Origin of the sequence: Bifidobacterium simiiventris (genome assembly GCF_019331715.1) — a bacterium.
Classification (GTDB): domain Bacteria; phylum Actinomycetota; class Actinomycetes; order Actinomycetales; family Bifidobacteriaceae; genus Bifidobacterium; species Bifidobacterium simiiventris.
This window is the reverse complement of record NZ_JAHBBG010000014.1, coordinates 20,808-44,542: the sequence shown is the minus strand read 5'-3', so window position 1 is coordinate 44,542 and position 23,735 is coordinate 20,808. Positions and strand designations below refer to the sequence as shown.

At 62.3% G+C, this 23,735-nt stretch carries 17 protein-coding genes; 3 read left to right on the top strand and 14 right to left on the bottom strand.

Annotated elements, in window-relative coordinates; translation table 11 throughout:
• Positions 1 to 387 precede the first annotated feature (387 nt).
• The 6 genes from KIH76_RS10395 to KIH76_RS10370 all read right to left on the bottom strand — a co-directional run bounded on the left by KIH76_RS10395 (position 388) and on the right by KIH76_RS10370 (position 7,119).
• Positions 388 to 1,626 carry a hypothetical protein gene (locus KIH76_RS10395; RefSeq protein ID WP_236023788.1) on the bottom strand — a complete coding sequence of 413 codons (1,239 nt, stop codon included), beginning with the start codon at positions 1,624 to 1,626 and terminating at the stop codon, positions 388 to 390.
• Between the two features lie 21 nt (positions 1,627 to 1,647).
• Positions 1,648 to 3,240, bottom strand: a complete 1,593-nt coding sequence (locus tag KIH76_RS10390; RefSeq protein WP_236036982.1) for a CHAP domain-containing protein — start codon at positions 3,238 to 3,240, stop codon at positions 1,648 to 1,650.
• Complete coding sequence (locus KIH76_RS10385) at positions 3,237 to 5,546, bottom strand: VirB4-like conjugal transfer ATPase, CD1110 family (protein ID WP_236036981.1); 2,310 nt, start codon at positions 5,544 to 5,546, stop codon at positions 3,237 to 3,239. Before KIH76_RS10385 ends, KIH76_RS10390 begins: the two co-directional genes overlap by 4 nt.
• A 79-nt stretch (positions 5,547 to 5,625) precedes the next feature.
• Complete coding sequence (locus KIH76_RS10380; protein ID WP_163232860.1) at positions 5,626 to 6,006, bottom strand: PrgI family protein; 381 nt, start codon at positions 6,004 to 6,006, stop codon at positions 5,626 to 5,628.
• 42 nt (positions 6,007 to 6,048) lie between these two features.
• Positions 6,049 to 6,894, bottom strand: coding sequence for a VirB6/TrbL-like conjugal transfer protein, CD1112 family (locus KIH76_RS10375; RefSeq protein ID WP_033495386.1), 846 nt, complete (start codon positions 6,892 to 6,894; stop codon positions 6,049 to 6,051).
• Between the two features lie 18 nt (positions 6,895 to 6,912).
• Positions 6,913 to 7,119 (bottom strand): hypothetical protein, encoded by a 207-nt coding sequence (locus KIH76_RS10370; protein WP_025263185.1) that lies wholly within the window; start codon positions 7,117 to 7,119, stop codon positions 6,913 to 6,915.
• Between the two features lie 525 nt (positions 7,120 to 7,644).
• On the opposite strand from KIH76_RS10370, the gene KIH76_RS10365 reads away from it, so the two are divergent.
• On the top strand, positions 7,645 to 8,646 hold the full coding sequence (locus KIH76_RS10365) for a LacI family DNA-binding transcriptional regulator (protein ID WP_033495383.1): 1,002 nt from the start codon (positions 7,645 to 7,647) through the stop codon (positions 8,644 to 8,646).
• A 51-nt stretch (positions 8,647 to 8,697) separates the two neighbouring features.
• On the opposite strand, the gene nagA is transcribed toward KIH76_RS10365, so the two are convergent.
• The 3 genes from nagA to lacZ all read right to left on the bottom strand — a co-directional run bounded on the left by nagA (position 8,698) and on the right by lacZ (position 14,133).
• Entirely contained in the window at positions 8,698 to 10,002 is a 1,305-nt protein-coding gene (gene nagA, locus KIH76_RS10360) for an N-acetylglucosamine-6-phosphate deacetylase (protein WP_219070592.1), read from the bottom strand.
• A 71-nt stretch (positions 10,003 to 10,073) separates the two neighbouring features.
• A complete protein-coding gene (gene nagB, locus KIH76_RS10355) occupies positions 10,074 to 10,886 on the bottom strand; it encodes a glucosamine-6-phosphate deaminase (RefSeq protein WP_214372407.1) in 813 nt (270 codons plus the stop codon).
• A gap of 85 nt (positions 10,887 to 10,971) precedes the next feature.
• Positions 10,972 to 14,133: a beta-galactosidase, LacZ type gene (gene lacZ, locus KIH76_RS10350; RefSeq protein ID WP_214372408.1), complete on the bottom strand. Its 3,162-nt coding sequence runs from the start codon at positions 14,131 to 14,133 to the stop codon at positions 10,972 to 10,974.
• A gap of 362 nt (positions 14,134 to 14,495) precedes the next feature.
• Between lacZ and KIH76_RS10345 the strand changes: the two genes are divergently transcribed.
• Positions 14,496 to 15,977 carry a glycoside-pentoside-hexuronide (GPH):cation symporter gene (locus KIH76_RS10345; RefSeq protein WP_214372409.1) on the top strand — a complete coding sequence of 494 codons (1,482 nt, stop codon included), beginning with the start codon at positions 14,496 to 14,498 and terminating at the stop codon, positions 15,975 to 15,977.
• 171 nt (positions 15,978 to 16,148) lie between these two features.
• On the opposite strand, the gene KIH76_RS10340 is transcribed toward KIH76_RS10345, so the two are convergent.
• Entirely contained in the window at positions 16,149 to 20,444 is a 4,296-nt protein-coding gene (locus KIH76_RS10340; protein WP_219070591.1) for an LPXTG cell wall anchor domain-containing protein, read from the bottom strand.
• Positions 20,445 to 20,832: 388 nt separating this feature from the next.
• Here KIH76_RS10340 and KIH76_RS10335 point away from each other — a divergent pair, with 388 nt between their 5' ends.
• Positions 20,833 to 21,846: an Abi family protein gene (locus tag KIH76_RS10335; protein ID WP_214314315.1), complete on the top strand. Its 1,014-nt coding sequence runs from the start codon at positions 20,833 to 20,835 to the stop codon at positions 21,844 to 21,846.
• Between the two features lie 101 nt (positions 21,847 to 21,947).
• Here KIH76_RS10335 and KIH76_RS10330 read toward each other — a convergent pair whose 3' ends face one another.
• The 4 genes from KIH76_RS10330 to KIH76_RS10320 form a co-directional block, all read right to left on the bottom strand.
• On the bottom strand, positions 21,948 to 22,316 hold the full coding sequence (locus KIH76_RS10330) for a hypothetical protein (RefSeq protein ID WP_236036979.1): 369 nt from the start codon (positions 22,314 to 22,316) through the stop codon (positions 21,948 to 21,950).
• 17 nt (positions 22,317 to 22,333) lie between these two features.
• A complete protein-coding gene (locus KIH76_RS10325; protein ID WP_219070590.1) occupies positions 22,334 to 22,741 on the bottom strand; it encodes a transcriptional regulator in 408 nt (135 codons plus the stop codon).
• A 130-nt stretch (positions 22,742 to 22,871) separates the two neighbouring features.
• Positions 22,872 to 23,111, bottom strand: a complete 240-nt coding sequence (locus tag KIH76_RS11640) for a hypothetical protein (RefSeq protein ID WP_033892026.1) — start codon at positions 23,109 to 23,111, stop codon at positions 22,872 to 22,874.
• A 4-nt stretch (positions 23,112 to 23,115) separates the two neighbouring features.
• Positions 23,116 to 23,712 carry a ParA family protein gene (locus KIH76_RS10320; protein ID WP_164514793.1) on the bottom strand — a complete coding sequence of 199 codons (597 nt, stop codon included), beginning with the start codon at positions 23,710 to 23,712 and terminating at the stop codon, positions 23,116 to 23,118.
• Positions 23,713 to 23,735 lie beyond the last annotated feature (23 nt).

Sequence of the window (23,735 nt, the reverse complement as noted above, 5' to 3'; positions counted from 1 at the left end):
CATATGAATGGTTGTAAACCTGTGAGCGATGATTACCGTGGTCATATTCTGATTCAATTGAGGCATTGCCTCAAACATTGAACTTTCAGCTATTGTGTCAACCAGCACGATTGGCTCATCAAGAATTACAAGTGTTGCGACAGGAAGGTTGATATTGCCAGTGTGGAATTAATCGATATCACCAAGGGTGTATCTGATTCTACCGCTATCAATCTGGGCAGCGGCTACTTTGTTCTCAAAGGTATGAACGACAGTCGTTTCATCCTCTCTGGTTCTCATGCCGGCTGGGTGTCCTCCTCATCTTTGGAGACGCGTCATCCAAACTGACTAGCCCGAGAACTCGGCATATACCGCCACACTATCTCCTGCCCTTTTTCAAAGGCGGCGCTAGCCTAATCGATCGGGGAATGAGGGGGTTACTGATTGTCCAGGCACATCCCAGGTGGAATTGCCGTGCGTGACTGACGGGGATAAATCTTCCGATGATGGTGCGGGCTGTCGGTTCGATGACTGGGAATCCGATCCCGGTTGTGTGGATTCATCCGAACGGCCCGCATCAGATATTTCCTCGTTCTTTACAGCCGTCATGGAATCCCGGACGATTTGCATGACTTCGTTGAGGTCCTGGATGGTTCTGTTATAGACATCAAGATCCTGATGGTCGCGCATCATGAGTCGTGCACGGGTAATCTGCTCACTGAGCCGTGCACGGGTGTTGTCGTCTCTGACCTTGTTCTCGGATTCTTTGTAGAGCCTATCGGCGTTTTCAATGGTTTGGCTCAGTACGTTCTGTGCGTTGTCAATCCGTTGTTGTTCCTGTGATGCCTTGACCGTGTCAACTGTGTCATGCAGGTTCCTGGTCTGGATTCTGAGCTGGCTGTTAGCTTTCTCTGTTTCCGCACGAGTGCGATCGAGACGGTCGGCCGTCAGACTCGGATCGCAATTCTCCGTTGAGACCGATGGCTGATATTGCATGATTTTGCCGAGCAGTTCCAAAGATTTGGGATCCTGCACGTCTTTATCCTGGAGCTTCGCATATGGTTCCGCCTGTTTCAATGCCTTGTCCCATTCAATCCTCACTATGTCAGATTGCTCGATTGCGTGATTGCATGACGTGAGCGCTTCCCGATGGTCGTAGTTCCTCTTCGCCATGACAAGGCCTGTGGCTAATCCCGTTACGGTGACCAGAGCGAGCATAATGCCGGCGATGCGGGTAAAGGGGATATGCCGATGAACGGCTACCTCATCCGCGTCGTCAGCCGATAATTCCGCCAAGGACACATCATCCTCGACATGTTCCCCGACCCTAATTGGTGTGTCTATCGTCGTTCCCGTCCGTTTGTCAGGCTTGGATACGGGAGTGCTGTTGTTCCGTATATCGCGAGGCAGCTCATCGTCGATGATGGGTGTGATGGGCAGCAGCCGATGTTTGGGTTTTCTGTCTGGCAGCGGTTCCGGTGGGGCCCCAGCGGTTTCGGGGTGTGCGATGGCATGCGCAGCCCACTGGCCGAGTTCCGGCCATGTACTGGGATGATCGTGGATTTGCGCAAGAAGATCCCAGTTGTCAGAATCACTCATCAAATCGGCAAGCTCGTACGAATCAAGTTTGGAATTGATGCGACGCATGATTCCTTCTTTCCCTCAGGATTAGTGGATGTAAGTGATGCTGGGATTGTTGGCCTGCTCTTTGGTAAGGGTCCTGAGCCATGCGTATGGGAGGCCGCCGCCGGATTCGCTGACAACAATGCTTCCGTCGTCCTTGATTTCCTCGACGATGGCGACGTGTCCATAATCGGCGCTTGCGCCGAGATAGCCTTTGGCGAAGCTTGCCACGTCACCGAGCTGTATGCCGCCGCCCGTTGGATATCCGAATTTTCTGGCGCTTGACGCCCACATCCAGCCGTCGCCCATGTATCCGTCCACCGGTTTGCCGATCTGCAATCGGCGAGCGGCCGCCCACCATGTGCATTGGCCGGTCTCATAGGTGGTGATCTTGCCCACGGGCGTGCCGGTCGCCGCCACATCCACGTTCAGCGTGCCAGACTGCATGACCAACGGTGGCGTGAGCTTGCCGATGGTTCGTCCTGCCGTGGCCGAACAGCCGCCTCCCGCATCAATCGCCGGCTTCACGTTGTCGAGATACCGTTTGGTGATGTTGGGAATATCCGGGTACCTCATGAGGTTGCCTTCGCCCGCGTTATGGGCGATGACCAAAGCCGTCAGGTCGTCAAGTTCGGCGAACGGCATGCCCGGGTGCTTGGCCTTGAGCTGTTTGACGCCTTCCAAGCGGTTTTTCAGATACATGCCGCCGTAATGGGCGTGGACCATGGGCTCGGTGATGCCTTCAGGTGGTGTCTGATCGGCACCTTCGGGATGCACGCCGCGCCATACGCTCCTGTTCATCTGCAGCAATCCCCATGTTCCGCCGTTGCTGTCGTCGGCATACGCATCCGGTCGGAAACCGGATTCCTGCTTCATGATCGCCGCGATGAAATCCGCGCTCAATCCGCTCGATCGGGCCGCCTCGCTTACCCATGGCTTCGCCTCGTCCGGGACCTCGATCACACTGGCCTCGCAACCTCCGTCATCTCCGACGGCAACGGTGGGTATGAACCACAGCAGCAGGCTGAAGACCATCAGCACCGCCGCCGTGCCCAATAGAAATGGAATGCTGACCGCAGCTGATGCCGATGCCGCGACACCGGCCTTCACCGCCGTCATAGTCCGAGAAACCGCCTGTGTGACCTGTCGTGCAACCTGCGTCGAAGCTCTGGCAGCGGATTTGGCCCCCTGGACACCCGATCGTACGGTCTTGCCGGAATGTCTCGCACGTTTGGCGCGAGCCGAAGCCGTTCTTCCTGCCACGGCACGTGCCGTTGAACCTCTTGCGGCATGTCTTGTGCGAATAATGCCGGTCACGCCGTCGCGTATCCGACTTGCGGGAACCATTGGTGACAACAAGTCGTCGTCCTCTCTGGTATCCGTCTGTGCCGATTGCGATTCAAGCACGGACCGTGTCGCCTTCACACCACGTTCCAAAACGCTGACGGTTGTTATGCCGGTCGGGCGCGATACTTCGGATTGATTGTTCCTGATGGTGGTTCGTGGCTGTTTCAGCCCGGCCAACACTGGGCCATGGAAGAGTCCATTAACATGACGGACTTTCAAACCATGAATCATGCCGTTCGGCCGAACGAGATTGCGCGTGGCGTGGAATGAGTCGGAGGTGACGGGTCTCATTCGGGCTTCCGATCCTCGAATTTCGTGGTATACAACCGGTAAAGCAGACTATCGGCATCGATACGCCCATCGAACGGTATGAACGCAGTGCCGCTCTTGGCCATGCCCTGACCGGGCTGCACCCCGGTGAAGAACGCCCGCTGCTCATCGGACAGCTTCAGCAGCTCGCACAAGGCGTCGGCATCCGTGGCGGTCTGGTTCAGCAGCAACAGGAAGTCGCTGTTCGCGAGCATCAGACGCGCATCCTGGTTGGCCAGCAGCTCCTCGATGTTCTGCGTAATGCCGGTGGGGCACAAACCCCATTTACGGGCGCGCTTGTACAGGCGCAGGAAGTATTCGGCCGCATACCGGTTCGAGAACAGCAGATGGAACTCGTCCACCCACAGCCAGGTGCGCCGGCCGAGACGGCGATTCCTGACGACCCGGTTCCAAATCTGATCCAGAACGACGAGCATACCGAATGTGCGCAACTCCGCTCCCAGACCGGAAACGTCATAGACCAGGAACCGGCTGGACGTATTCACATCGGTGGCATGGGCGAAGGCGTTCAGACTGCCGGTCGCGTAGATCTCCAATGCTCGTGCCGCATCACGGGCACCTGGCTCATTCAAAGCCGCGAGACGGTCATGCAGGGTGACGAGCGTGGGCATGCCCAGTTCTGGATGCTCCCGCACCTCGCGATACATGCCGATGACCGTACGGTCGATCAGACTGCGCTGCATGCGGTCGATGCCGTCCTGTCCGCCGATCAGCACGCCGAGCATGTTCAGCACGCTCGCACATTTCGACCGGATCGGATCACCCTCGGAATCATCCTCATACTCGATATCCAAAGCGTTGATATGCGCGCGAGACGATTCCCCGATCTCGACTCGCTCGCCGCCAAGACCGGTGCACAACGGCGTGAACTCACGTTCCGGGTCGATGACGATCAGATCATCGTCCGGACGGGTCAGATAGATCTGGGTTATCTCGTTCTTCGCCGCCTGGCTCTTGCCCGAACCGGTCGTACCCAAAACGAATCCGTTGCCGTTCATGCCTTTCGTACGGTCGATGACCACGGGATTGCCGGTGCGGGCGTTCGCCCCATGGAACACCCCGCCCGGCTCGAACAGTTCCTGCGACGTGAACGGCACCAGAATCGCCGCGCTCGATGTGGTCAACGTGCGACGCATCGGCGGCAGGGGATTCCCCAACGGCAGTACGGCGTTCAGCCCCTCCACCTGCATGTAGGCCAAGGTCTCGGCCACACACGACTGCCCATCGATTGCGGCCGTCACGTCACGAACCGTCTGGTCCAGTTGCTCGCGACTGCCCGCCGACACGTCCACGATCATGAGGGAATCCACCAGCCGGTCGCCGTTATGCTCCAGATCATCACGCAGCTCACCCGCCTGAGTCATGGATTCCTGCAGCTCATGAGGCAGCATGTCCTCGGGTAGATGCTGTTTGCGGTTCTTGCGCCGCTCGTCGATGGCCTGCATATCCATTTCGGCGATCGTCCGGTTCACGAGCTTCAACCCCTCGGCCTTACCCCGCGGGGACAGATGGATGCCGACCGTGATGTCCGCCTTGATGTCCGTGATGGACGACACCAGCTGATCGCTCAGATAATCCGGGAAATCACGCACCAAAAGACACTGATGCCATACTTCCGTGGTGCCCGAGCTCAACCGGAGCCGACGGCGATCCGACACGTCCACGGCGAACGGGGCCACATAATCCTTCGTGGACATGCCATGCGATTTCAGGAAACCATCCTCGGTGAACGAGAACCGGACACCGTGCCGCAGCATCCCGTGCAGCACCGCCAGACGCGACTGCCGATCCAAGCGGACACCGACGCAGCCGCCCACCGACCGCAGCTGCGCCGTGGCACGCAACGCGGCACGGTTCAGCAGCGTGACCGCACGCTCCCCGTCCCGCTCACGCAACGTCAACGTCAGATACTTGTCCGTCACCGCGCCCTGCGAACGGCCGGCGAGACGCCGACGCACATTGCGGTTGAAGTCCCCGCGCAGTCCATCCAACGCATCGCTCCGAAGCGGCATGGCGATACTGCGCGTCACCTCCTCGGGATCCAGCATGCGCGTGGCGACCGTGATCTGGACTCCCATGTTCTCACCGATCGAATTCAGGAAACGCCCCCACCGGTCCACGACATCCAGCTGCTGATCCTGGGTCGCGACCTGATAATTGATGTCGCTGATCCGCAGCGACACGCTCCACCGGTCGCCGCCGAGGAACACGATGCCATTGGACAGCATCGAATCATAGCCAAGCAGCTCCTTCGACGAACGAGGCATGCGACGATTCCCGGACCGCCTGTTCCCGGCCTTTCCATGTCGCTTACCGTTGCCTTTGACCGCCTTGCTGCCACTGATGTCAGACATGACGACGTGCCTTCCTTCCCTTGATTCGTCTACGGGTCTTCTCCCTCAACGACGGTTTGCCGGGAAACCTCGCGGGAACATAGGATTCAAGCAAATAGACCTTCGGCCCGAAACGCTGGCGCAGCATGTATCCCAGATACCGTTCCGGCTTCAGCCCCTTCGGACGCCACCAACCCCACAGCGCGAACGGCAGGCAAACCGCAAACAGCAGATACGACCCCAGATCGGACAGTCCCAACGACCAGAACAACGCCGCCTCACCTCCGCCCAGAACGAGCATGCACGCGGCGGCCGCCAGTTGGCGCCAGCTCAGCCCCCACATCACCTTCGCCTCAACATTGGCGATCTCCTTATATACGCGCATCTGCAACATGAATGAATCCTTTCCCTGATTGGCCCCGGTTGTGGTAGGCGGCTACTCGCCGCCGGCTATGGCCCGACTGACACGCTGACTCACCGCGATCACAAAAAACAGCAGGATGCCCGCCATCATGAGATTGCCGAAGTTGCCCGTCACCCACGCCACCATGCCCTCGTCCGCGGAATCCGGGATCTTCACGGCATCGACCACGATCCGCTGATAGAACACCAGACATATGAACACGCACACCGCATTCACCGACGTGCGAGCATACGACTTGAAGAAACCCACGCCGATCGGCTTGGTGTCCTCATGCACCAGAAACGCGAACGGCAACGACTGGAACGCCGTCAACGCATACAATTCGATGAACCGCACATACAGCACCACCGTGAACACCACCGACGCCAACTGGGACAACAGCCACGGAATCACCAGCAGAAAGAACAACGCCGCCTGCCCCATCACCCCGGCATCGCGAATCTGGTCACGCATCAGATCACCCAACTGACCGCCGTCGCCCGTCGCCTCATACGACATCTGCGAGGACACGCCCTGCATGAGGAACTGCGTGACCTGATTGAACATCCGAATGAACAAACCGGCGTTCTGCACGGCGATGAACACCAGCGCGATCTTGAACATGGTGCCGGCCACGATCTTCACGCCCAGATCGCGGTCCGCTTCGATGCGCGTCGAGTTGCGCGCCAGCTCCAACGTGAACATGACCGCGAGCACCACCGACGTCAGAGGCTTGACGGCGACTCCATGCACGTTCACCGCCAACTGGTAAAGAGCGGGATTCCATGTCTCCGGCGTCTGGGACAACAGCCCGGCCGTGATCGAACCGGCACCTCCGCCGCCGATCATGTTGAGCATGGCTACGATGAAGTCCTCCACGGCAGGCCCCGAATCAGCTCAGCCTAGAGCCACCGCGTTGAAAATCTGCGCGGCCGCGATGATCATGCCTCCGCCCACGATCTGCCACAGTCCAGACTGCGTCTGCGGCCCATTATGATCCTTCAGGCCGCCGCCGAAGGTGACGGCGCCCCACACCAGCCACAAGCCGCCGCCGATGGTGGCGAACCTGACGAACAACTGAAGCACCTGATTCAACAAATCCACGACGGCCTCCTCTGACGACGATCAAGGAGCCCGACAGGCAACGGCCTCCGTTGACACCCATCGTCAGGGAAAACCGGCAGGATAGCGGCGGACAGAGAAACCTCATTGCCCCTATATATAGGTATAGAAAGCCTGTTTCCCAGCTTGGGTGGTGGAAGAAGGGGAAGGAGATAAGCGAAAAAATTGCCTCTTCGATTCATAACGTCACACTCAGCGGAATAAGACCTGAGTGCGTAGTTGGCCGAGTCGGCATATATGCAGCGGCACTGAAGCGCTTACATATGTACTTGCCATTACATATTTGTAGATCTGCAAAATCGGAAAGGGAATCCGCATCGGAAGAATCTTCAGAATGGCGGGTATGTCAGCTGAGATATACCCGCCGTCCTATGCACTGCCCCTTTAGCCGGGACATACGCAGCCTACCATCTGTATGCAACTTCGTGCACTGGAGATGCTGAGGCTTTTCAAATCTCGGGTTATGCTGTAGTAAAACCCTTTACTAAAGTTTGCGGGGAGGATGTCATGGCCACGCTCAAGGAAGTCGCGGAACGGGCCGGGGTGTCGCAGAGCACGGTGTCGCGCTTGCTGAATGACCCGTCGTTCTCCATCAAGGAGGAGACGCGTCGGCGCGTGCTGCGCGTGTGCGAGGAGATGGGATACCGCAACGTGTTCCGTCCCGCGATCGCGGTGTTGGATGCGCCTCCGTCCGGGGAGGAATTGCAGGATGCGTACTTCGCCGATCTGCGGAAGGTTCTTGCGGAGTGTGCGGAGTCGATGGAATTGGACCAGCCCACGTTCATCCGATCCATACACGAGTTGACGGAACGTGCAACGGAGTTCGATGGGTTCATCACCGTGGGAGCCACGGTGTTTCCCGAAGCGGACCTGCGCGCCCTGCATGCGGTGCTTCCGCATGGCGTGTGCATCGACACGAATCCGGCGCCGCACCTGTTCGACTCCGTACGTCCCGATCTGTCGCAGACGATGCTGGATGCCCTGGACGAGATGATCGCGGCGGGCCGCAGGCGTATTGCGTTTCTCGGCGGCGTGGGCAGCATCATGGGCATGCATGACTATCCCGAGGACATCCGTGAACTGTCGTTCCGCCAGTGGGCCGCGCATCTGGGATTGGAAACGGACGGATTGGTGTATTCGTCCGGCACGTTCACCGTGGAGAACGGCTACCGTCTCGCGGAGCAATTGGTGGCTGACCATCGTGAGGCCGGCAGCATGCCCGATGGCCTGATCGTGGCCGCCGACGTGCTCGCGGTGGGGGCGTTGCAGGCGTTGAATGCGCTGCGTGTGGCGGTTCCCGACGAGTTGGCTGTGGTGAGTGTGAACAACCAGTCGATCGCCCGGTACACGTCTCCGTCGCTGAGTTCGTATGCGATCGATCAAAGGGAGTTGGCCCGTATGGCGTTCTTCACCTTGATTGATGGGTTGAAGCATGAGCGGCGGGTGCGGCGTCACATCCTGCTGACGACCGAGCTGGTGCCGCGCGCAAGCTTCGTTCCTCGGGCGTAAGACGTCGTCTCGAAGACGGGCGGCACCGGTGTCGATTTTGCTGGAAGGAGTTTACTTCAGCTGGCGGCCGGCGCACCAGACGTGTTGGGCGGTCCAGTCGGTGGGGTCGAGGAGGTTGAGGTCGGCGGCGTATCCGGGGGCGATGAGGCCGAGCGGCGTGCCGGTGACGGGGTTGGGCCTGTCGAATCCGAAGGCGCGTGCCGGGGTGAGTGTGGCGGCCTCGACGGCGGCGACCGGGCTGAAGCCGAGTTCGTTGACCGCGCGCTGGACCGCGACCTCCAATGTCAGCGTGGAGCCGGCGATGGCGCCGTTGGAGACGAGTCGGGCGTGGCCGTCGATGACGTTCACGTCGAGTTCGCCGAGCTTGTACGCGCCGTCGGGGCAGTCGGTGGCGGCCATGGCGTCGGTGACGAACGCGATGCGGTGGGGCGCGAGTCCGAAGCCGAGCTTGACCATCGGGTTCTGCACGTGGAAGCCGTCGTTGATGAGTTCGATGGTGACGCGCGGGTCCTCGACGGCGGCCGGGATGGGGCCGGGTTCGCGGTGGTGCAGGCCGTTCATCGCGTTGAACATGTGGGTCATGATGCCGGCGCCCGCGTCGAAGCCGGCCTGGGCGGTGGCGTAGTCGGCGTCGCAGTGGCCGACCGCGGGCACCACGCCGGCGGCAGCGAACTGGCGGATGGCGCCGATGCCGTGCTCCAGTTCGGGGGCGATGGTGATCTGGCGGATGCAGCCGAGCTTGCCAGTGGCGGGGTCGGCGCCCGAGGCGTCGAGCATCTCGTCCACGAGTTCGGGCACCGGGTCCTTGAGGCAGTTCGGATCGTGCGCGCCCTTGCGCTTGAGGGCGAGGAACGGGCCTTCGAGGTGGCAGCCGAGGATGTCGGGGCGGGTGGCCATCTTCTCGCGCACGGTGCGGATGTTGCGGCAGATCACATCCATCGGGTTGGTGATAAGCGAGAGGACCTGGCGGGTGGTGCCGTGCACCGCGTGGCCGGCGCGGGCCACGTCGATGCCGTCAGGGCCGTCGTCGAAGCTCTTCTCCCAGGCACCGTGGGCGTGGATGTCCACGTAGCCGGGCGTGAGGATGCGGCCGGCCGCGTCGATCACCTCGCCGGAGCGGGAGGCCGGGTCGATGCCGACCGTGCGGCAGGCATGTTCGAACGCCTCTTCGCCGCTGCCGTCCGCCGCCGCGAAACCGGTGGCCACGATCACGCCGCGCGCGTCCGAGACCACCCAGTAGCCCGACTGCTCGCCGCGGGCGTCCACCTTGCGCGCCCCGCGGATCGCGACCGGCTTGGCCTCGCCCTCCAACGCCGCCGTCACGCGCGCGACGATCTCACTTCTGTCCTGTGTCATGATTTCCTTCCTGTATGCGTTCGGGCTCCTTCTTTGCGGAGAAAGAAGGAGCCCGAACCGTTCGATTGCCGTCAGATGCCCTGCCAGGCCGGCTTGTGGGCGAAGGCGTAGCGGTAGTAGTCCTTGTGACGCAGGCGGCTGGCGGCCTCCTCGTCGATGATGATCGTGGCGTGCGGGTGCAGCTGCAGCGCGGAGGCCGGGCAGAATGCGCTCACGCCGCCCTCGACGGTCTCCTCGATGGCCTCGGCCTTGCCCGAGCCGAACGCAAGCAGCACGAGGTGGCGGGCCTTGAGGACCGTGCCGATGCCCTGCGTGATGCAGTGGGTGGGCACCTGGTTGATGTCGTTGTCGAAGAAGCGGGCGTTGTCGATGCGGGTCTGCTCGGCCAAGGTTTTGACGCGCGTGCCGGATGCGAGGGAGGAGCCGGGCTCGTTGAAGCCGATGTGGCCGTCGGTGCCGATGCCGAGGATCTGCACGTCGATGCCGCCAGCGGTCTCGATGGCCGCGTCGTAGGCCGGGCCGGCGGCGGCGATCTTGTCGCCGTCCTCAAGGGGCGCGCCGTTCAGCACGTCGCCGGGCACGTGGACCTTGGCCGGGTCGAGGCCAAGCGGTTCGACGACCGTGCGGTGGATGGTGGAGTGGTAGGACTCCGGGTGGGTCAGCGGCAGGCCCAGGTACTCGTCCAGTGCGAAGCCGCGCACCTGGGAGACGTCGATCGACTCCTCGTGCACGATCTTGGCGAGGGCCTGGTAGGCGGCCAGCGGGCTGGAGCCCGTGGCCAGACCCAGCACCGCGTCCGGCTTGGCCTTGATGAGGTCCGCCACGCAACGGCCGTAGATCTCGCCGGCCTCCTCCTCGTTCTTGACGATGATCACTTCAGCCATGATTGATTGTCTCTTTTCTGTGGGTGTGTTTTGGGGAATATGCACGGGCGGCGGCATGGTGGTGCATGCCGCCGCCCGTTGCCGGTCAGATGAGTTCGAGGTTCACGTCGAGGGTGAGCGGCCTGCCTGCGGGCAGCTGGTAGGCCGTGTGGACGGGGGCTCCCCAGGAGTCGTCTCCGCCGACGCCCATCTGCGCCGCGAGCAGACGCAGGTAGTTGTGGCGCGGGGCGGGCAGGTCCTCATGGCGGCGCGCGGCTTCGATCATGTAGGTGTTCCATGGCAGCAGGCTGGCCGTGAAGTGACGGTCGCCGCGCTGGCTGACGCGCAATCCGTGGCCTTGGATGTCGGTGGCTTCGAGCCAGCGGACGTCCTCGTGGCTTCCGGTTTCCTGCACCATGAGATACGGCGCCATGCTCGCCTCTGAGGTGGTGTCCCAGATGCCGAGCTTGCCGCCCTGCTTGCGGTCGCGGTAGGTTTCCTCGGGGCCGGGTCCGTAGTAGCGCAGCTGCGTGTATTCGCCGGGCAGTTCCCATTCGACACCGAACGCGGGCAGGCTGGCGGCGTTGGTGACACCGCCGGGGTATTCAACGGTCAGTCGCATGCGCATGTCGGACGTGATGCGGTAGGCGACCGTCACGGGCGTGTGGCCCGGGTCGGCGAGCTCGTACCGGTATTCGGCCGTGAGTCCTCCGTCGTCGGATTGCGTGATGCTCGTATCGGTCACGATGGCGTAGCGGCCGGCCGCGAACCATGCTGCACGGTCGAATCCGGAACGGTTGCCGCGGTCGTTGTCGGTCAGGGAGCGGAAGGTGACGAGTTCAGGGCGACGGATGACCATTTCCCGTCCGTCCCGCGTCCAGGAGACGATGCCTCCCTGGGTGCGCGATAGGAGGATTTCCTCGTCGTCGCGGCGGATGCCCGCGTTCCACCGGCCGAGCGTGACCGTCGCGCGGTCGTCGTCGTCATAATCGGTCTCGGTGATGTCCCGTTCGGGGTTGAGAGTGCCGGTAAGCTGGCCGAACGCGAGCTCGTAGCCGGCCGGCGCCCATGCAGTGGCTTCGGCGAGCAGGAGATCGACCTCGTAGGTGACCTCGCGCGTATTCCCGTCCGTGTCGATGTCGGGGAAGGCGATGTCATGGCGTTGGGTGTCTCCGGCGGCCACGTCGAACCGGTAGTCGGCGTGCCAGATCTCGCGCCCGTCTTCGAGGAGCCGTGCGGCGAACACGTAATCGTCGGTGCCGATGAACAGGTTGCGGTTCTCGATGGTCACGCCGTGTCCGTCGGGGGTGAGCTTGATCGGCGAATACAGCTGCTTGACCTCCTGCGCCTTGGGGCTGGGCGTGCGGTCGGCGAACACGATGCCGTTGCCCACGAATTCGTAGTCGGTCGGCCGGTCGCCCCATTCTCCGCCGACGCTGAGTCGTTCGCTCCCGTCGGGCAGGCGCTGGACGAGCCCCTGGTCGATGTAGTCCCAGATGAACCCGCCGGAGTAGTGCTCGTACTGTTCGAGGTCGATGAACTCGCTCAGGCCGCCGCACGAGTTGCCCATGGCGTGCATGTACTCGCAGCTGACGAACGGCTTGTTCGCCGCGCCACGCTCGTCGCCGTGTTCGAGCCAGTCGCGGATCTCGTCCGGCTTGGCGTACATACGGCTTTCGAAATCGCTGATCCCGTCATAGGCGTGGTTCCAATTGACGCCTTCGTAGTGGACTGGACGGCCCGGGTCGAGCCGATGCGCGTGCATGCTCATGGCCTTGAGGACTTCGCCCGCGTAGGATTCGTTGCCCAGCGACCAGACGAGTACGCTGGGATGGTTGCGGTCACGCATGATCATGCTGTCCAGCCGGTCGATGCATGCGCCCAGCCAGGCCTCGTCGTCACCGGGAACGGAGGTGCCCACGGGGATGTCGCCGGGGCTGTTCCAGCTGCCGTGGGTCTCCAGGTTGGTCTCGTCGATCAGATAGATGCCGTATTCGTCGCACAGCTCGTACCAGCGTGACTGGTTCGGGTAGTGCGAGGTGCGCACCGCGTTGATGTTGTGGCGCTTCATGAAGCGGATGTCCCACAGCATGTCCTCTTCGGTGACGGCACGGCCGCGCCGGCAGTCGAACTCGTGGCGGTCCACGCCGCGGAACACGAGGCGCTTGCCGTTGAGCTTGAGGACGCCGTCCTCGATGGCCACATGCCGGAAGCCGATGCGGGTGCGCGCGGTCTCCAGAACCTTGCCACCCGCGTCGAGCAGGGTGACGGACAGTTCGTACAGGTCCGGGCGTTCGGCGCTCCAGGGGGCGGCGTCGTCGATCTCGGCTTCGGCGTGCAGCGTTCCGGCCGCTTCCGTGGCGGTGCGCCAGACGATGGTGCCGTTCTTGTCTCGCAGCGCGAGGTCGGCCGTCGCGGCGTTCGTGGCGCCGTCGATCAGCACGTCCAGCGAGAGCGATCCGATTGACGTGGCAGGCTCCCAATCGGCTTCGGCGTGGATGTCGGAGACGTGGGCGGCTGGTCTCGCGTTGAGCTCGACGGAGCGGAACAGGCCGTGCAGCCGCCAGAAGTCCTGGTCCTCCAGCCAGCTCGCGCTCGAATACTCGTAGCAGGCGACCGCCAGCACGTTGCCGTCCTTCCTGACGACGTCCGTCACGTCGAACTCGCTGGGCGTGAAGGAGTCCTCGGCGTAGCCGACGAACGCGCCGTTGAGCCACACGTAGATGGCGGTGGCCGCGCCCTGGAAGGTGAGCGTCACCGTGCGGCCCTCGCGGATGGCCTGGGCGACCGCGCCCTCCGCGGCGAACTTGCGTCGGTAGACCGCCACATGGCCATGCTCGGGGATGGCCGGGGCCTTCGGGTCCTCGTGGCCGTCCCACGGGTACTGCACGTTCACATACTGCGGGTCGAGCAGTCCCGCGGTCTCCAGATGCGAGGGCACCCGCACGCGGGGGAACGACGAGTCGTCGAAGCCCGGCGCGGCGAACAGCGGCGACACGTCGCTGATCCAATCCGGCCCGTCGCTCGTCCCGTCGGGGAAGCTGTTCGCCGGCGCCGTCTCGGCGCGGACCCGCCATTCGCCGTCAAGGCTCTGCGTGAGATCCGTGCCCTCGCCGCCGGAGGGGGCGTGCGACCAGCACGCATGGTCGGAATGGGCGTCGAGCCGGTGGACCGCGTACACGCGCGGGTCGGCGAGCCATGCCGTCGTCGGCATGGACGGGGAGACGATCGGATCGCCGTTCTTCCGCTGATCGTCGGTTGTGTTCATGATGTCCTCGCTTTCGCATCGGATTGCGTCGCGTCGTTGCCGCCGCAGTGCGGGAGCCTTCGAATGTGACTCCTTGCACAACGATGATAAAGATATTTACTAATTTACGCAACTTCTTGCGCATGCCTCGACGGTGACTGCGAGAACCTGTGCAAATCCATTGATTGCACTGATAATTCGGCTGTTACGGTGTCTTTTCGTCCGTGCGTCGTGTCGAATCGACGAATGCGATTCGTTGGCGTTGCTTGCGACACGCGGTAAAGTTTTTTACTTTTTCGAGAAAGTTCTATACTCGCGTCTTGCGGGATCGGAGCTGTTCCCGCGCACAGATTCTTTACAGGTCGCAAGGAGGCCACCACACCATGAGCGGATCCACCACACAGCGCACGGCGACGCCCGGACAGCCGCAGGCAACACCCGCGAGGAACATGGGCCAGAAGATCGCATACGCGTTCGGCAATCTGGGACAGGCCGCGTTCTACAACACGATGAGCACGTTCTTCATCACGTTCGTGACCACCGCGCTGTTCATCGACGTGGACAAGACGCTGGCCGCGCGCCTCATCGCGGTGATCACCGGACTCGTGGTGGTCATCCGCATCGCGGAGATCTTCCTCGACCCGCTGCTCGGCAACCTCGTGGACAACACGAACACCCGCTGGGGCCGGTTCCGCCCCTGGCAGTTCATCGGCGGACTCGTGCCCGGCATCCTGCTGATTATGGTGTTCACCGGCCTGTTCGGCCTCGTGGACGTGAACACCGGCGTGTTCATGGTCCTGTTCGTCATCGTGTTCATCCTGCTGGACGTGATCTACTCGCTGCGCGACATCTCCTACTGGGGCATGATCCCCGCAATCTCCTCCGACTCGCACGAACGCAGCACGTACACCGCGCTCGGCGCGTTCACCGGATCCATCGGCTACAACGGCGTCACCGTCATCGTCGTGCCCGTCGTCAGCTGGTTCACCTGGAAGTTCACCGGCCAATGGGAGCAGGGCCGCACCGGCTGGGCCGCGTTCGCCATCATCATCGCCGTGCTCGGCCTGCTGACCGCGTGGAGCGTCGCGTTCGGCACCCGCGAGAACCAGGGCGAGCTGCGCGCCAAGGCCGAGGCCAACGGCAACCCCATCGAGGCGTTCAAGGCCATCGCCCAGAACGACCAGCTCCTGTGGGTCGCCCTGAGCTACCTGCTGTACTCCGTGGCCAACGTCGCCACCACCGGCGTGCTCTTCTACCAGTTCAAATACGTGCTCGGCGCGCCGGACAGCTTCTCCATCGCCGGCGTCATCCCGGTCATCACCGGACTGGTCACCACGCCCCTCTACCCGGTGCTCAACCGCCGCATCCCGCGCCGCTGGCTGTACACCGCAGGCATGGCGTTCATGATCGCCGGCTACACGCTGTTCATCATCGCGCCCATGAACCTGCCCGTCGTCATCGTCGCGCTCGTCCTCTTCTACCTGCCCGCGCAGACCATCCAGATGACCGCCATCCTGAGCATGACCGACTCCATCGAATACGGACAGCTCAAGACCGGCAAGCGCAACGAGGCCGTCACCCTCTCCGTGCGCCCGATGCTCGACAAGATCGCCGGCGCGCTGTCCAACGGCATCGTGGGCTTCGTGGCCGTCGCCGCCGGCATGGTCGGCAACGCCACCGCCGCCGACATGACCGCCGCGAACATCCGCACGTTCAAGACCTGCGCCTACTACCTGCCGCTCGCCGGCATCGTCGCCAGCCTCGTCGTCTTCCTCCTGACCGTCAAGATCGACGAGAACATGCACGACCACATCGTCGAACAGCTCGAAGAACGACTCGCCTCCGAGGAACCCGACAAGCGGTAAGTAATCAAGGCGGCAAGGGAACGGCCCGGCGCTAACGGTTTGAACCGTTGGCGCCGGGCCGTTGCCATGCCCGCCGGGGAGAGAAGAAGGAAGAGAACCGGCGGGGTTCCGGCCGGATTGTCGTCCGGCCGGAAGAATCATCGCGGCAGAGAGCGGTTCCTGCCGCTTCGGTCAGATCTCGGATTGCCCGCCGGGGACCGGATCGGCGGTTTCGACGGCATCCGCGTCGGCGTCCTCGGCATCGACGGGTTGCATCGTGCCGGAGTGGCGGCCGCCGGCGTTGTTACCGCGCCTGAACCTGCGGGCGGCGACCAGTCCCCCGCCGACGGCGAGCAGCGTGATCGCCGCGGCGATCATGCCCTGGATGGCGGCGCCGGTGTGGGCGAGCCCGGTCCGGTAGCCGTTCCAGTCGTCGGCGTTGCTGACCACCTCGGTATCGGGGCAGACGAGCCTGCCGTCGATCGTGACCGCGTCATCGGGTGCGGACGTCTCGTCCTTGCCGTCGAACGGATCCGGGTCGGAGACGACGCATTCGATCAGAGGCGTGCCGGTGACCGTGGCACGGTCGGTGTGATGGTCGGTCACGCCCTTGAGGACGCCCTTGACCTCGACGCTCTCGCCGGGCTTGAGGATGCGGCTGTCCCAATCGGCGGGGTATTCGAGATCGGTCACCCGGCCGTCGCCGGCGACCAGTTGGTCCTTGAGGTTCAGGTCCTTGGTGCGGTACCATGCGCCCTGCTTGGTGTCGGGGTCGGTGGTGCTGGTGTTGGTGATGGTGAACACGATGCGCGTGTCGCCCTGCATGGCCAGCGCGTCCTTGACCTGGTCGCGGTCGCCGGCCGGCCAGCCGGAGGCCTCGTCCCATTTCTCGATCTTCAGGCTCGGTGTCATGTCGGGCGTGTGCGTCTCGACCTGGTTGGAAGGCCGTTTGGTGCCGTTTAGGGTTTCGTCGAACCGGTTGGCGATGTGTTCTCCGGTCTTGACGCGCTTGCACTGGATGAACGCGGTCCATGCCTGCTCGCTTTCGTCGTCGCCGCTGACGAGGTCGAGCATGCGCTGGGTCGCGGTAACGGTGACCACGCCCTTGTCGTCCTGCGCGAGGGTGAACAGTTCGCCGCCGTATGCGCCGGCATCGAAGCCGCTGCCGGCGATCTTCACGCCTTTATGGGCGATCACCTTGCCCTGTTCGGTCAGGTCTCGCATGGCGTACACGGCCCATTGGCCGGTGTACTGGTCATGCTCGGTGTCGAGCGGGTCGGTGATGCTCCAGTCGGTGACCTTCTGGTAGGCGCGGTGAGCGGGCAGCACGGAACTGTCGAGACGGTAGAGGAACAGGCTGTTGAGGTACACGCTCCGCTTGTCGATGGATTCGCCGTCCACCTTCACGACCACGTCCTTGGACGGGTTGACGGGTTTGAGGGGGTTGGCGACCTCGTTGGTGTCCTTGCGGGTGTCGTTGACGACCTGCGTGGCCTTGTTCTTCACGATATGTCCGTCGGTGACCTTGATGACGGTCATCGGCAGGCTCACCTCATAGCTCGTGCCCAGCATCGACTGATCGATGGCCGGCTCCTTCAACGGGTCGTGGTCCTTCTTTTCGGCGTACTCCTTGAGGTTCTTGGGCTGGGGGTCGCCCTTGATGGTCTCGCCGGTGGCCGGCACCTTCGTGTCCGCGGTCTTGGCGTACACGTAGGCGACGCCGTCGATCGCCGCGATGTTGAACTTCGCGGTCACATCCTTGCCGGTCGCGGTGTCGATGACCTCGATGCGCTTGGCGTCAAGGGAGAGATATTCGTCGTCCCAGTCATCGGTCATGCCGAGCCTCCAGACCTTGTAGGCCTGGTTGGTCTGCTTGGCGTCGATGGTCACGCGGTAGTAGATCCGGTCGCCCAGCAGCGCGGTCTTGCCGTCGATGCTGATGGACGGGTCGGCCTGGGTGTCCTTCTTCACCGGCGTGAAGTCGGGCGGCTCGTTCCACACCCTGTTGCTCGGGGTGACCATGTTGTTCAGTGTCAATGCCCACTGGTTGCCGATCTTGGTGTCCGTGGGCGCGTCCTTGGCGACCGTGCCCTCGAAGCGGACGATGATGCGCGGGTTCGCGCCGTTGCGCCAGTTGGTCTTCACGTACCCGTCGGAGAACACGAGGCGCACTGCATGCTGCCCGTCGTTCCACTGGGTCTCGTACTCGGTTTTCGGGATGAACTTGCCGGTGGACAGGTCGGTGACCTCCAGGGTCTGCTTGTCCACTTCAAGATGCTCGTCGTAGGTGTCGGTGACCGCCACCTCACTGACGGAGTACGCGAGATTGCCGGGCAGGTGGGGCTGTGTCTCCAGACGGTATTCCACGCGCTGGCCCGGGTAGACGACCCTGCCGTCCACGGACGCCTGGTCGCCTCCCTGCGAGGATTCGCCGACCACGTCCTTGACGACGGGCGGTATGTAGCCGCAGATCTTCGGTTCGTTCGTGGGGATGGTGTGCGTGTTGACGGTCTGGGATCCCTTGTTCGTCAGCGCCTTGCCATCCGGCGTGGTGCAGAACGACAGTTCGTCGCTCGACTGCTTGCCGAAGTCGTCGCGCACCTGGCCCGCGCCCTTGCCGTTGGCATAGGACGCCTTGCCGGGAATGAGCAGCGTGACCTGCTTCGCGGTCTTCAGCCCCTTCAATCCCTCGCGGTAGGCCTGGCCTGCGGTGGCGGTCACCGTGGTGCCTTCCATCGTGATCGTCCACTGGTCGGTGACGTCCCTGCCGTGGTTGGCGATGTCGGTGACGCTGGACTCGCGATCGGTGCCGGCATCGGCCTCGTACACCTTGATCTTCGACTTGTCGTCGGCGTCGAACAGGTAGTCGGCGGCCGACCAGTCGTCCGTGAGCGTCAGAGCCTCCGGGGCTTGGATGAGGTTTTTGGCGATGGTGCCGTTGACTACCGAGGCGACCCGGTCCCCGTCCAGAAGCGTCATATCGTCGGCGCCGGTCTGGTTGGTCTCCTTCGGGTCGATGACCGCCTCCCACTGGCCCTTCGCGTTCAGGCGGATCCAGCTCTTGTCGGGATTCGGCCGCCACGTATCGAACTGTTTCGTTCCGGCGTCGGCCTCGGGCCCGTGGTTCCACTGGCCCCACGCATGGTCCCTGACCTGCTGGAAGTCGGAGGGCTTCGACACGGTCACGTCGAAGCTGAATTCGTAGACATGGTCCATGGGCATCTCGCCCTTGTCCGCCGAACGAGCGGCCGACACCGTGTTCGACGCCTTGTCCCAATTGATCTCGAACTCGCCGGAAACGTCGCGGTTGCCGTCGGTCCTGTCGATGAGCCTGTAGTTGTCCACGGAATATTCGACGCCGTTGGGTTCGATCACGTCGCGGAAACGCATCTCGTAGCCGCCGCGGCCGGTGCCGTACGTGATGGTGGTGCGGTTCGTCATCCGGTCGGCGCTCACGCCGTCCTCGATCTTCTTGACCGGGGGCTCGGGCGGCACCGAGCTCACCTTCCAGGATTCGGCCGGATCGCGGTCCACGGTGTCCACGGCCGCCTGCATGCGGCCCTGCTTGGGCACCTGGATGTCGATCCAGTACGATCCCTCGGCCCAGTATTTCATGCCGAAATCCTTCGGCGAGGCGAGATTGTCGAGCTGGGTGTCTCCATTGCTAGAGAAGCTGATCGGCTTGCTCACGCTCTTCGCGGGCAGATAGGAGCCGTTCTCGTAATGGATGATCGCGGTGCCGTTCAACGTCTCCTTGATTGCGGAACCGCCGTTGTCTGCGTGGATGACGTCGCCGATCGGGTCGGTGGAGCCGACCTGCATGTCGGTCTTCTGCTTGTGGCTGGTGGTCACGTTCAGCTTGTAATCGACCGGCGGCTGGTTCTGCGCCAGCACGATCACGCGGAACGAGGCGTTCGGGTTGGAGTTGATTGACTCCTGTGCCAGCGAGTCAACGCTGCGCGTGCCGAGCTTGTCCTTCCACGTGGTCGAGGTCGAGTACTTCTGACCCTGATACGTGTAGTCGCCCTTCGCCTCGGCCTTCCACTGCGCCTCCCAACGGTTCTTCGCGTTCGAGCTCACGTAGCTGCCGTTGAACGAACCATCCGCCAAGCGCACGTAGCCCACCGCCACCAGACGGCAGTCCGCGTTCCCCTCACCCGTATAGGAGCGTTGGCACTCATCGATCGCGTCGCTCAAAGTCTTGTTCATGTTCACGAACTGGTTCTGCCCGTTCGCCAGATCGGACGACAGACGCACCTTCGCATCACTCAACGCCGTCTTCATGCCATCCAGCGTGGCCGGCCACGAATCCTTGTAGATCCAATGCACATCGGCCGTCTGCGTCGGACCACCGCCCGAACCGCCGCCATCCTCGCCGGAACCACCGCCACCGTTATCGGCCAACGCGACCGGAACCAGACAGGCCAGCAACGCCGCGGCGGCAGTGATCGACGCCACCGCGCCGGCGCCCTTCTTCCCGAACCTCATACGAAATCCTTTCCCACATGCGATCACAAGCCCCTCTCCGGGAAAGGGAGGAGACGGGGACTCCAGAACCCGCCTCCTCCCGGGTCCCTGGAAGAAAAGCACGCCCGCAAGCCCGACGGCCGGCCATCGGACCCCGAACGCACCATCAGCATCACCCCGCATCGAGCGACGCTGCGGCGGACATGTGACGAAGATTGGCAACCCGTTCACGGATGAAACATGACGCGAATACTACATTTAGTGCATCGCTCTGCTTTGGATACTAGATGTACGGAGTGTTCTGTATCTTTACGAAAGGCGATATATTCGCTACAATTAGCGATGTTAAAAGCCACCATTGCCTCTCACTGAAGCACACTAGGGTGGCATTTTTCTTATCGGAGGAACGATGGACGAGAATGATACTCCACAGCTCCGCCCCTATCCGCAGCATCCGCCGAAATCATTGGATGATTTATCGGCCAAGCTTATTGACAACGGTTTGTCCGGAATAAGTCGTGAGCTGCTTGAGCGCCGAATCGAGCAAGTGGGATACTTCCGGCTGAAAGGGTACTGGTATCCGTTCCTCACCCCGGTATCGGAGCAGTCGGCGAAGCGCTCATTGCCCTTCCGTCAAGATGTGCAATTCAAGGATATCTGGGATAGATACCTGTTCGATCAGGAACTGCGGATGCTGGTATTCGACGGCATCGTCACCATCGAGATCTATCTCAAGAGCTTCCTCGCCCATGAACTATCGGTATTCGGCGGCGAATTCGGCTACATGACCCGGGAAGGACTCCCGGGGTTGAGCTATGACGACCATCTGGCTTGCCTTTCCTCGTTGCGTTCGACATTCACCAAATCAAATCTTCCGTACCTCAGGCATTTTCGGAGTACCTACAGCGATCCGCTGCCTCCGTATTGGATGATCGTCGGATGCCTGAGCTACGGAACACTCAAGGAGAACTTCTACCAAGGAGCGCCAGACCATATCAAGAGAAAGCTGGCCACCAGGCTGCATATCTTCAACCCCAACCCGAATCCCGCCGTACGCGGCGACGCCAAAATCCTCTCCAATTGGCTTGAGACTATCCGGCAGGCCCGGAACATGACCGCGCACCACGATCGCTTCTGGAACGAAACCAGCACCCGCATAGCGCCGAAACTGCCGAAGCATCGCAGCGGATCCCATGCAAAGGGTTGGTGGGGCAACGATTGGGATATCTTCCGTAAGTCCTCCGGCCCCGCTGCATTCCTCACCATGGAGAACTACCTGACATCCCAGATCGACGGACCCGCATGGACGGAGAAATTCATCTCCCTCATGGACAGGTACCCTCAGATTCCAAAGTCTGACATGGGATTCCCTGACGGATGGAGGGTGTCGCCGCTGTGGCGAGTCGATGGCTCAGCTCATTGACGGGGCATCCTAATTGCATAAATGGGAAACGCGCGCCTTTCAGGGACGTGGATTCAAGGAATTACCCGTCCCTGAAATGATAGGCGACAGAAACATCGTCTTTATTTGACGATGCGAGTGATTACATAGGCCATAAGACCTGCGATGACGGTGACGGCGGCAAGGAGCGCCAGTCTGGTTTCGTGGCGTTCCTTGGCCGCCATGTCGGCTTGTCGGTTGGCCAGGGCTTCGGCTTCGGCGGCGACGCCGCTGGCGGCGATGGCAGCGATATGCGCGCTCATCTGGTCTTCGAGCGCGGAATCCTCGCTCGTGCCGTCGAAGATCTCTTCGTCTTCGTTATGGTTGTCGTTCATGGTTCTACTCCGTTCCTGATTGTTGGATTGTTTGCTTTCCCGATTGTTGGCTTGCTTGATTGCTTGCATGTCCGATTGACTGCATGCAGTCAAGTTTGATTGTTTGATTGCCTGCATGCGGGCTTGTCTGCTTGTCAGCTTTCGTTTTGCCCGGCGAGGATAGACATGCGGGCGGCGATGAGCGCGTGGCGCGCGATCTCCAGGTAGAGCTGGTGTCCCTCGCCGTCGCCCCAGAACCGGTCGAACTGTTCGGTCGGCATCATGCTGGCGGGATCGAACCCGTTCCACACGCCGCCGCAGAACACCTTCGCCGCCGCGTTCACCTCCTCGTCGGATGGCATGCCCGGATGCCCCTCCGCGGAGTCCGCGGCCGCGCGCATCTGCGCGCCGAACACGCGGGCCTGCAATGGCGAGAGCGTGTACGCCAGTCCCGCCGTGGAGCCCGCGGGGAATCCCGTGTTCACGCCGAGGGTGATGACGTGCGCCTCCTCGCCGATGCTGATCCGGTCGCCGAGCACGGAGACCTCCATCGAATAGTCCATAGTGTCTCCTTTCCGCAGACGCGCCGGCTTGCCGGATCGCGTCTGCATGTTTGACTGCCTGAACGTTTGGTTGTTGGCTTGTTTGCTTGCTGGATTGTCGGATTGCTTGATTGCTTGATTGTCTGACGGGTCACGGCTCATCGTCGCCGTCGAGCCGGTCGAGCTCGCGTTCGATGGCGTCGCGCAGGAGCTGCTGCATGGGCAATCCGTGCGCGGCGGCCGTGGTCTTGAGCCGGGTCTTGAGCGACACGGGTATGCGCAATGAGAGCATGACCAGCGGTTCGCCCGTGGTCTTGGAGGTCTTGTTCTGCTGACGCAGCACGTCGTCGAACGGCACCGGCCGTGCCAGTGGCTGGTAGTTGCCCTGCATGGTCTCACTCCTGCTTTCCGGCGATCTGCTGGAGTTCGGTGACGAGGTCCCGGTATTCGCCCAGCTGGTGCGGGTTGGTGCCGAGCGAACGCTTGTAGGACTGAGCCTTCGGCACGATCGTGTCGAACCGGGGCGTGTCCATGGCGTTGAGTGCGTCCATGGTGTCGCGGAACGCCTTCGTGTTGCGTTCGGCCTTGACCAGCAGCAGCGCGGCTGGCGTGCTCATCCTGGCCATGTCGAGGGTGCTCCATGCCTGCTGGAGGTCCATGGGCGAGTCCGACGCCGGCACGATTACGAAATCGGCGGCCTTGATGGCCATGTCCAGGGTCGGCCCCTGCGGCGGCGCGTCGATGATCGCCCATTCGTCCGGGTCCGCTCCCGCGGCGAGCTGACGGAGCGTGGCCTGGTTGGCCGGAAGCACGTCGAACGTCAGCGGGTCCGCGGTCTGTTCAGCGGCGGCGGCCCACAGGCTCGCGCTGGACTGCGGGTCCGCGTCGTACACGACGGCACTGCCGCCCCTGGAAACGATGACCGAGGCGATGTAGATGCTGGACGTGGTCTTCGCGACCCCGCCCTTGGCGTTGGCTATGGCGATGCGCATTCGTTCTTCTCCTTTGCGACTGC

What these genes read in the sequence shown, in the direction of transcription:
- KIH76_RS10395 (WP_236023788.1), bottom strand. Translation starts at nt 1,626, where the DNA reads ATGCGTCGCATCAATTCCAAACTTGATTCGTACGAGCTTGCCGATTTG.
- KIH76_RS10390 (WP_236036982.1), bottom strand. Translation starts at nt 3,240, where the DNA reads ATGAGACCCGTCACCTCCGACTCATTCCACGCCACGCGCAATCTCGTT.
- KIH76_RS10385 (WP_236036981.1), bottom strand. Translation starts at nt 5,546, where the DNA reads ATGCCTCGTTCGTCGAAGGAGCTGCTTGGCTATGATTCGATGCTGTCC.
- KIH76_RS10380 (WP_163232860.1), bottom strand. Translation starts at nt 6,006, where the DNA reads ATGTTGCAGATGCGCGTATATAAGGAGATCGCCAATGTTGAGGCGAAG.
- KIH76_RS10365 (WP_033495383.1), top strand. Translation starts at nt 7,645, where the DNA reads ATGGCCACGCTCAAGGAAGTCGCGGAACGGGCCGGGGTGTCGCAGAGC.
- nagA (WP_219070592.1), bottom strand. Translation starts at nt 10,002, where the DNA reads ATGACACAGGACAGAAGTGAGATCGTCGCGCGCGTGACGGCGGCGTTG.
- nagB (WP_214372407.1), bottom strand. Translation starts at nt 10,886, where the DNA reads ATGGCTGAAGTGATCATCGTCAAGAACGAGGAGGAGGCCGGCGAGATC.
- lacZ (WP_214372408.1), bottom strand. Translation starts at nt 14,133, where the DNA reads ATGAACACAACCGACGATCAGCGGAAGAACGGCGATCCGATCGTCTCC.
- KIH76_RS10345 (WP_214372409.1), top strand. Translation starts at nt 14,496, where the DNA reads ATGAGCGGATCCACCACACAGCGCACGGCGACGCCCGGACAGCCGCAG.
- KIH76_RS10340 (WP_219070591.1), bottom strand. Translation starts at nt 20,444, where the DNA reads ATGAGGTTCGGGAAGAAGGGCGCCGGCGCGGTGGCGTCGATCACTGCC.
- KIH76_RS10335 (WP_214314315.1), top strand. Translation starts at nt 20,833, where the DNA reads ATGGACGAGAATGATACTCCACAGCTCCGCCCCTATCCGCAGCATCCG.
- KIH76_RS10330 (WP_236036979.1), bottom strand. Translation starts at nt 22,316, where the DNA reads ATGCAGGCAATCAAACAATCAAACTTGACTGCATGCAGTCAATCGGAC.
- KIH76_RS10325 (WP_219070590.1), bottom strand. Translation starts at nt 22,741, where the DNA reads ATGGACTATTCGATGGAGGTCTCCGTGCTCGGCGACCGGATCAGCATC.
- KIH76_RS11640 (WP_033892026.1), bottom strand. Translation starts at nt 23,111, where the DNA reads ATGCAGGGCAACTACCAGCCACTGGCACGGCCGGTGCCGTTCGACGAC.
- KIH76_RS10320 (WP_164514793.1), bottom strand. Translation starts at nt 23,712, where the DNA reads ATGCGCATCGCCATAGCCAACGCCAAGGGCGGGGTCGCGAAGACCACG.